Origin of the sequence: Dokdonella sp. (assembly GCF_019634815.1) — a bacterium.
Classification (GTDB): Bacteria; Pseudomonadota; Gammaproteobacteria; order Xanthomonadales; family Rhodanobacteraceae; genus Dokdonella_A.
Window position 1 is genome coordinate 1 of sequence record NZ_JAHCAP010000044.1, and the last position, 9,228, is coordinate 9,228.

Here is a 9,228-nt window from a genome sequence, read left to right on the forward strand (position 1 = left end):
CGAGCAGCGCACGCGAATTCTCCAGTCCCGCTTGTTTGTCGGCAGAGTTGCCGTGATCGGCAATGTCCTGCACGCGCACGGCCACGATCTCGCGCAAGCGCTTCTCGCCGCCGGCCAAATCGCCACGTTGCAGTTGCAGCGCGGCAAGATTGGCTTGCGCCGTCAAGACATACGAGTGCGATGGCGACAGGTCCGCTTGCCAGATCGCGAGCGCTTCACCGATGTGTTGCTCGGCTCCGGCATAGTCGGCGACGCCATAGCAAGCCACACCCCAATTGTTGAGCGCCTCCGCCAACACGCCACGATCGGGTTGCGGCTGCGCGCGCAGGATGGCGATTGCCTGCGGCCAGTCGGACATGCCCTCACGCGTGCGACCCATGTTGTCCAACTGCGTGGCGCGCGCGGCGAGACTGCGGGCGAGGTCCGGATGATTGGCCGGCAGCACCTTGCGACGGATGCGCAATGCTTCGTCGTGGCTGGCAAGTGCGCTGTCGTTGTTTCCGGCGCCGGCCTGAAAGCTCGCCAGGTTGTGCAAGGCGATGGCCACGGCGGGATGATCCATGCCCAGACGTTGACGGCGCACATCCACCACGTGTTGCGCCTGGCTTGCCGCCGCTGCCGATTGTCCCGCTTCGTGCAGATAGATCGCGCGATTCATCTGCACCTCGAGCACACGTGGGTCCTGTTCACCCAAGCGCCGTCGCATGCGTTCAAGCAATCGCGTGGACGATTCCAGTGCGCCCTGTGCATCGCCACGGTTGGAAGCCAGCGATGCGCGTTCGCCCAGGATCAGTTCGGCCAGCGCCGCATCACGCGGCGCATCGAGCAGGCGCCGCGCGTCGGCGGCATCGGTGAGGCGTTGCGCGTCGTCGAGATCGCCACTGGCAATACGCACGCCGGCGAGATTGATCTGTGTGCGGATCGCCGCGCCGGCTTGATCCGGACCGAACCGTTCGAGCGCGAGGCGCAATTGCGCCTCGGCTTTCGCGTAGTCGCCCAACGCGATGTAGGTTTCGCCGAGCGTGGCATGCAACTGTGCCGCGGCAGCCGGCTGGTCCGCCAGATCCTTGTCGATGCGCTCGGCGCCCGCATCGACAAGCTCGCGGGCACTGACTTCGCGGCCTTTTGCGTTTTCCGGATCGATGCTGCGGAATATCGTCTCGAGGAAATCATTGACCGCTGCGGCGCGCGTGGCCTGCGCACGTGCAATGCGCGTCTGCCACAATGCGATGCCCACGCCACCAATCAGCGCCAATGCGACCGCTGCACTGGCAGCCATGCCCAGCCAATGCCGGCGCGCGAACTTGCGCAGCCGATAACTGGCGCTGTCGGGACGCGCGAGGATCGGCCGTCCCGCGCGCCAGCGCCGGATGTCCTCGGCCAGCGCCTCGACGCTCGCATAGCGGCGCGCGGGCTCCACATCGGTGGCGCGTGCGACGATCACGCCGATGTCCCCGCGCAGCATGCGCGCGCTCACGCGCGCAGGCCCCTGTGCACCACGGTGCGCACGTGCCAGCGCGAGGCGACGCGTGGGCGGACCCGTGGTTGCGTCCGGGTTGTCATGGAAGCGCGCGCCGGTGAGCAGCTCGAACAGCAGCACGCCCAGTTGGTAGATGTCCACCGCCGTGCCGGTGGCGGTGCCGGCGCTCTGTTCGGGCGCCGCATAGGCGCGTGTGAGCAAGCGCGCGGCGGTGACCGTGCGCAGTGCCGGGCTGGTGTCTTCCAACACCTTGGCGATACCGAAATCGAGCAGGTGTGCGTGGTTGTTCGCGTCGACCAGGACGTTCGAGGGCTTGATGTCCCGATGCACGACCAGCAAACGATGCGCATGCGCCACCGCCTCGCACAATTGCACGATGACGTTGCAGCGCAAGTCCAGATCGACCTCGGCGCGCGCGCTCCATACGTCCAGTGGCATGCCGTCGATGTGCGCCATCACCAGCCACGGCCGCCCGTCGAGGCTGCTGCCGCCATCGATCAAGGCCGCGATCGAGGGATGGGTCAGGCGTGTGAGGATCTGCCGCTCGCGCCGGAAGCGCGCGAGGATTTCGTCCGAATCCATGCCGCGGCGGATGAGTTTGAGCGCGCCGCGCTGGATCGCGCCGTCGACTTCGCGCTCGGCCAGATAGACCGTACCCATGCCGCCACTGCCCAGCACGCGTCGTGTGGTCCAGGTGCCCAGCACGAAGCCGGGAATCTGCTCATCGTCGGATTCGGCCAGCGCGGTACGCAGCAGGTCGCCGAAAGGCTCACCCGGCCCAGCCATCTCGCGCGGCGCGTCGACATGGGTCAGCAGGCGCCGCACATCGGCAGCATCGGCCTCATCGAGCCGGGCCAACCATGCAGCGCGTTCATCGGGCGCCAGCTCCAACGCCTGGTCCAGCAGGCCCGACAGGGTTTTCCAGCGCGCGCCGTCCAAAGTCGTCATGCCTGCGGCAAGGAAATGTGCATCGGTTCAGACGCAAATCCACGCCGCCTCACGACACGCCGGCGCCATCAGAGAGCTGCATGAGTTCTGCCAGCAGTGCGCGCGCCTTGAGCAGGTCACGGTTGATCGTGCGTGTCGAAACCTGCCGCAGTTGCGCGATTTCGTCGAGACCCATGCCGGCGAACGCGGTCATCTCGATCAGCTCGTACAGGCCGCCGTCGAGCTCGCGCATGCGCGCCAGTGCCGCGTCCAGTTCGGCCAGGTCGATTCCGCCCTGGCCCAGCGCGCCGTATTCGGCGTCACCATGCGAGAGCGTGACGAACAGCGCATCGCCGCCGCGGCGCTGCGCGTTGCGTGCGCGCAGGTGGTCGATCACGGTGGTGCGCAGCACGCGCCCGACGTAGGCGAAGAACTGGCCGCGCGTGCTGCCACGCAGGCCCTCGCTGTCGGCCATGCGCAGGAAGCCTTCGTGCACGAGCGCCGTCGCGTCGAGCCCGGTCACACCGCCGGCCTCGCTCAGGCGCGCGCGCGCGATGCGCTTGATTTCGGGATAACACTTCGCGTACAGCGCGTTGGCCGCCTGACCATCGCCCGCGCCCGCCCGGGCCAGCAATTCGGTAATGCCCCGCATGCGCAAGCCGCCCCCAGCAGGCCAATCGACCTGCTGCCGAGCCTAGCAAGAAACCGGGTCCCGATGCCGCCCGCTGCAAGCCATGCTCGCGCGAGACTCAGGTCTGCGCTGCACCGGAGAAACCCGATTGTCGCCAGGCTTCGTAGACGACCACCGCAACGGCATTGGAGAGATTGAGGCTGCGGTTGTCCGGTCGCATCGGCAGGCACAGGCGCTGCGCTTCGGGGACGGATTCGAGGATGGCCTGCGGCAGACCGCGCGTTTCCGAACCGAACAGCAGCGCATCGCCCGCGGCATAGGTCACCGTGTCATAGCGCGTCCGGCCGCGCGTGGACAGCGCGAACAGGCGCGGCTGACCGAGCGCAGCCAGGCACGCAGGCAGATCATCGTGCACGCGCAGGCGCGTGTACTCGTGGTAGTCGAGCCCGGCGCGACGCATGCGCTTGTCATCGAGCGCGAAGCCCAGCGGCCGGATCAGATGCAGATTCGCGCCGGTGTTGGCGCACAGGCGGATCACGTTGCCGGTATTGGGCGGGATTTCAGGGGTGTGCAGGATCACATGCAGCATCGCCGAAGTATCGCCCACAAACCTCAAGCTGTGACCGCAGCCAAGGATTCGGGCATCCTGCCCGGGCCATGCTGGACGCCACATCGACTGGAGGGAGATCGCCGATGTCAGCTCGACCCTTGACTGCCCGCCGCGTTGCAGGATTCGCCTTTGCCGTTGGCGCGCTGCTTGCCACTGCTGCCCATGCCGCACCCAATCTCGGCAATCCGATCCTGTTCGTGACGCAATACCCCATCGGTACCGACTTCACCACGATCGGTTCAGTGTTCGGCAACCATCTGTCGGACATGCAGTCGGCCGGTCGCGGCGGCGACCTGTGGATCCGCTATCCCGATGGCAGCCTGCGCAATCTCACCGCCGAGGCGGGTCTGGGCAACGCCGGCATGCAGGGCGCGAACGCGATTTCGGTACGCGATCCCGCGGTGTCCTGGGATGGCACGCGCGCGCTGGTGAGCATCGTCACCGGTGCACCCACGCAGATCTACCAGCAGGGCACCTGGTACTGGCAGATCTACGAAGTGAGCGGATTTGGCCAGGGGCAAACCGTGCAGTTCACGCGCATTGCGGGTCAGGACGCGGACTACAACAACGTGCAGCCCACCTATGCCTCGGACGGCGGCATCCTGTTCGTCAGCGATCGCCCGCGCAACGGTCAGCGTCATCTCTATCCGCAGCTCGACGAATACGAGGAAGCGCCCACGCCAACCGGGATCTGGCGTCTGGCGCCGGGCAGCAATCTGCCGAGCCTGCTCGAGCATGCACCCTCGGGCGCGTTCGATCCCTTCGTCGACAGTCATGGCCGCATCGTCTTCACGCGCTGGGACCATCTGCAGCGCGACCAGCAGAACGATGTCGCCAATCCGACCACGTTCAACTGGTCCTCCGAAGCGCCTGGTTCGGTGCGCACCAGCGATCGCAGCGAAGTGTTTCCCGAGCCGCGCCAGACCGTCGGCCGCGTCAACGGCCACACCTTCAACCTGTTTTTCCCGTGGACGCTCAATCAGGATGGCAGCGGCGAGGAAACCATCAGCCACATCGGTCGTCACGATCTGGCGGGCTATTTCGACCGCAGCTTCAACGATGATTCCTCGCTGTTCGAGTTCATTGCCGGCGCCTCGGGGCGAACCAACCCGAACGAAGCCGAAGCCTGGCTGCAGATCGCCGAGGATCCGCTCGTGCCAGGCCGCTATGTCGCGATCGATGCCCCCGAATTCGGCACCCATGGCTCGGGCCAGATCATCGCGATGACCGCGCCACCGGGCGTGAGCGCGAATCTCCTGAGCGTGGATTACCTCACCGCGCGGGCCAATCGAGGCTATTACGATGGCACCCCGCCAGCCGATTTCAGCGCGCATTGCCGCAACCCGCTGCCGCTCGCCGACGGTCAGCTCATCGCCTCGTGCAGCAGCGATCCACGCGCTGCCGGCAACGACGGCACGCGCGCCAATCCGGACCCGCGTTATGGTTTTCGCCTGCACGTGATGAACCTTGCCAACGGCAAGTACACGCCGGGCGAGACCGTGAGCGCAGGCGCGGGCATTGCCAAGAACATCTCGTTCTACGATCCCGACGTGCTGGTCAGCTACAACGGCCCGTTGTGGGAGTTGTCGGCCGTCGAGGTGCGCGCACGCGCAGTGCCGCCCAATACCGCCGAGACGATGCAGGCACCCGAGCAGGCCGCGTTTGCGCAGGCCGGCGTCGATCCGGCCACGTTCCGTGCCTTCCTGCGCCAGTCCGGTCTGGCGGTGATTTCAGTGCGCAACCTCACCACGCGCGACGCGGACGACCGCCAGCAACCCTTCAACCTGCGCGTGCCGGGCGGCGTGCAGACGGTCGGCGATGGCGGCGCGATCCACGATGTGCCCTACATGCAGTTCTTCCAGGGCGACCAGATTCGCGGCATCGGTGAAACGCAGGGCCGACGCGTACTCGCGCAGGTGCTGCATGATCCACTCGCGCGCACGCTGCAACCGCCCGAACCGGGCGCGCCTGATGGCGGCGCGGTGACGCACGCCGACGGCTCGGTCGCGGTGTTCGTGCCCGCACGTCGTGCACTGAGCTGGCAGAGCACCGATGCCAGCCACACACCGGTCGTGCGCGAGCGCTACTGGATCAGCCTGCAAGCCGGCGAGGTGCGCGCCTGCGACGGTTGCCACGGCATCAACCAGGTCAACCAGACCGGGCAAGGCCCCGCGCAGAACACACCGCAGGCATTGGTCGAGCTGCTGGGCTGGTGGAAGCTCCACGGCGATTCGATCTTCGCCAACGCTTTCGAGCAATGACGTGGTCGACGGCGGCGTTGCGGCATTTGCGGTCGTACCGCCGCCCACAGCGCAAGTCCTGACGCTGAACCTTCACGTCCGTTCGAGGTCGCAATCGCGCCGACGTGACCTTTGCCCGTTGTGCCTGCGTGCCATGCGGCCTAGGCTCGCCCATTCCATTTCCCTTCCCACCCGCCCGAAAAGGATTCTCATGCGACCCTTGATCCTGTCCCTGCTCATCACGCTCGGCCTTGGTTCCGGCCTGGCTCCTGCCGCGACCACGCCCGACATCCCCTACACGCGCTTCACCCTGCCCAACGGTCTCACCGTGGTCGTCAACGAAGACCACAAGGCGCCCGTGGTTGCGGTGAGCATCTGGTATCACGTCGGCTCGGCCAACGAGCCCAAGGGCAAGACCGGCTTCGCGCATCTGTTCGAGCACCTGATGTTCCAGGGCTCGGAGAATCACAAGGACGAGTTCTTCCGCCCGTTCGAGCGTGCCGGCGCCACCGACCAGAACGGCACCACCTGGCTGGATCGCACCAACTACTTCGAGACCGTGCCGACCACCGCACTCGACATGGCGCTGTGGATGGAATCCGACCGCATGGGCCATCTGCTCGGCGCGATCGGCCAGAAGGAACTCGATGAGCAGCGCGGCGTGGTGCAGAACGAGAAGCGCCAGGGCGAGAACCAGCCCTATGGGCGCGTCTATGAAAATCTGCAGATGAATGCGTTCCCCGCCAACCATCCGTATCACCACGACACCATCGGCTCGATGGCCGACCTCGATGCCGCCTCGCTCGCCGACGTGAAGCAGTGGTTCAAGGACTATTACGGCGCGGCCAACACCACCCTGGTGCTGGCCGGCGACATCACGCCGGAAGTGGCGCGCGAGAAGGCGCTCAAGTATTTCGGTGACATCCCCGCCGGGCCGCGCGTGTCCCATCCACAAGCCTGGGTCACCGCGCGCGAGACCTCGACCCGCGGCACGATGACCGACAACGTCGCGCAGACGCGCATCTACCGCGAATGGAACGTGCCCGGCATCGACGCCGGCGACAACGATGACGTGCTGCTCGGCCTTGCCGCGAACGTGCTCGGCGGCAGCAAGTCCTCGCGCCTCTACCAGCGCCTGGTTTATCAGGACAAGCTCGTCGACGACGTCTCGGTCGGCGGCATGGATTTCGAACTCGCGAGCATCATGCTGCTGCAGGCCGACGTGAAGAAGGGTGTCGAACCGAGCAAGGTCGAGGCCGCGATCGCCGATGAATGGGCGAAGTTCCTCAAGGACGGCCCGAGCGCCGACGAGCTCGAGCGCGTCAAGACCACCTACGCCGCCTCGACGATCCGCGGCATGGAGAAGGTCGGCGGCTTCAGCGGCAAGGCCACCGTGCTTGCCGAAGGTCAGGTCTATCGCAACGATCCGGGTGCGTGGAAGAAGGACTACGAAGCCGCGATGGCGGCAACGCCCGGGCAGGTCAAGGCAGCCGCCGCGAAGTGGCTCGCCAAGGGCGACTACACACTCACCGTGAGTCCGGGCAAGGTCGAGGCGACCGACGCCGCGCTGGGCAGTGGTCGCGCCGCGATCGATGGCCGGCCTGCCGACAAACTTGCGCCCGCGGGTGACTTCAGGACCGTCAAGAGCGATGTGGACCGCAGCAAGGGCGTGCCCGCGGTGACGAGCTATCCCAACCTCAGCTTCCCCAAGCTCGAGCACGGCAAGCTCGCCAACGGCATCGAGGTGGTGCTGGCGCAACGCCACGACATCCCGGTGGTGCAGATCAGCGCCCTGTTCGATGCCGGTTATGCGGCCGACATGGGCGGCAAGCTCGGCACTTCGAGCTTCAGCATGAACATGCTCGACGAAGGCACCAGCACGCTCGATTCGATCGAGATCAGCAAGCGCAAGCAGCGCCTGGGCGCCGAGATCGGCACCGGTTGCGGTCTGGATACCTGCAGCGTGTCGCTCAACGCGCTCGACAACAAGCTCGGCGAGTCGCTCGCGCTGTATGCCGACATCATCCGCAACCCGGCCTTCCGCGACGCCGACATCGCGCGCCTGCGCGGCCAGTGGCTCGCCGGCATCGCCCAGGAAAAGACCCAGCCGATGGATGTCGCGCTGCGCCTGTTGCCGCCATTGCTGTTCGGCGCAGGCAATGCCTACGCGATCCCGTTCACCGGTACCGGCACCGAGGCCTCGATCAAGTCGCTCGAGGTCAAGGACATGCAGGGCTTCGTGCGTGATCGCATTCGTCCCGACAACGTCAAGTTCCTGGTCGCCGGCGATACCACGCTCGACAAGATCATCCCCGAGTTGGAGAAGGCCTTCGGTGACTGGAAGGCACCGAAGTCGAAGATTCCAGCCAAGAACCTCGCCAAGGTCGACTATCCCAAGACCGCACGCGTGTTCCTCGTCGATCGTCCCGACGCGCAACAGTCGATCATTCTCGCCGGTATCGTCGCGCCATCGACCAAGGCGCCGAACAACCTCGAGATCCAGACCATGAACGGCGCCTTCGGCGGCAGTTTCACTTCGCGCCTGAACATGAACCTGCGCGAGGACAAGCACTGGGCCTACGGCGCGGGGGCCTTCCTGCCCAACGCGATCGGTCAGCGTCCGTACGTGATGTACGCCCCGGTACAGACCGACAAGACCAGCGAGTCGCTGGCCGAAATCCTGCGCGAATCGCGTGAAGTGATCGGCGACAAACCGCTCAGCGATGCCGAGATCGCCAAGATCAAGGAAAGCGACGTGCGCTCGATGCCGGGCGAATACGAGACCACGCGCGCCGTGCTCGGCGCGATCAGCTCGATCGTCAGCTACAACCGTCCGGATGACTACGTGCAAACCCTCAAGGGCCGCATCGAGGCGCAGAAGGATGCCGACGTCAATGCCGCGGCGAAGGAAATCATCCACCCCGACAAGTTGACCTGGGTGGTGGTTGGCGATCTCAAGAAGATCGAAAAGTCCGTTCGCGACCTCAAGCTCGGTGAGGTCAAGGTGATCGACACCGACGGCAAGCCGGTGCGCTGACGGTCGATCCGCGGTGATTTCGCAAAGCCGGCTGGGCAGCCAGCCGGCTTTGCTTTTTGGAAAAGAAGAGAACGCAAAGCTTGTGGGTCGGGCTTCAGCCCGACGGCAGCGCAAGCCTTGTGGGTCGGGTTTCAGCCCGACGGCAGCGCAAGCCCCGTGGGTCGGGCCTGCGCCCGACGGCAGCGCTAGCCCTGTGGGTCGGGCTTCAGCCCGACAACCTGCATTTCCGCGCGCCCCACGAGTCGGGATGAATCCCGACCCACATCGGTTCGGCCCGATCTTGGCCTGCCCACGACGCGAGGA

5 protein-coding genes are annotated in these 9,228 nt (G+C 66.0%); 2 read left to right on the forward strand and 3 right to left on the reverse strand.

Annotated features, from left to right (window positions below; all coding sequences use genetic code 11):
• From KF759_RS13960 to trmL, 3 genes are all read right to left on the reverse strand, one after another.
• Positions 1-2,428 (reverse strand): serine/threonine-protein kinase (locus KF759_RS13960; RefSeq protein ID WP_291226456.1); only part of this gene is annotated, 2,428 nt, incomplete at its 3' end.
• Between the two features lie 49 nt (positions 2,429-2,477).
• Positions 2,478-3,059, reverse strand: a complete 582-nt coding sequence (locus tag KF759_RS13965; RefSeq protein ID WP_291226457.1) for an ECF-type sigma factor — start codon at positions 3,057-3,059, stop codon at positions 2,478-2,480.
• Positions 3,060-3,156: 97 nt separating this feature from the next.
• Positions 3,157-3,627 carry a tRNA (uridine(34)/cytosine(34)/5-carboxymethylaminomethyluridine(34)-2'-O)-methyltransferase TrmL gene (trmL, locus tag KF759_RS13970; protein ID WP_291226458.1) on the reverse strand — a complete coding sequence of 157 codons (471 nt, stop codon included), beginning with the start codon at positions 3,625-3,627 and terminating at the stop codon, positions 3,157-3,159.
• 104 nt (positions 3,628-3,731) lie between these two features.
• Between trmL and KF759_RS13975 the strand changes: the two genes are divergently transcribed.
• Positions 3,732-5,909, forward strand: coding sequence for a hypothetical protein (locus tag KF759_RS13975; protein ID WP_291226459.1), 2,178 nt, complete (start codon positions 3,732-3,734; stop codon positions 5,907-5,909).
• 190 nt (positions 5,910-6,099) lie between these two features.
• Positions 6,100-8,925, forward strand: a complete 2,826-nt coding sequence (locus KF759_RS13980; RefSeq protein WP_291226460.1) for a pitrilysin family protein — start codon at positions 6,100-6,102, stop codon at positions 8,923-8,925.
• Positions 8,926-9,228: the final 303 nt, after the last annotated feature.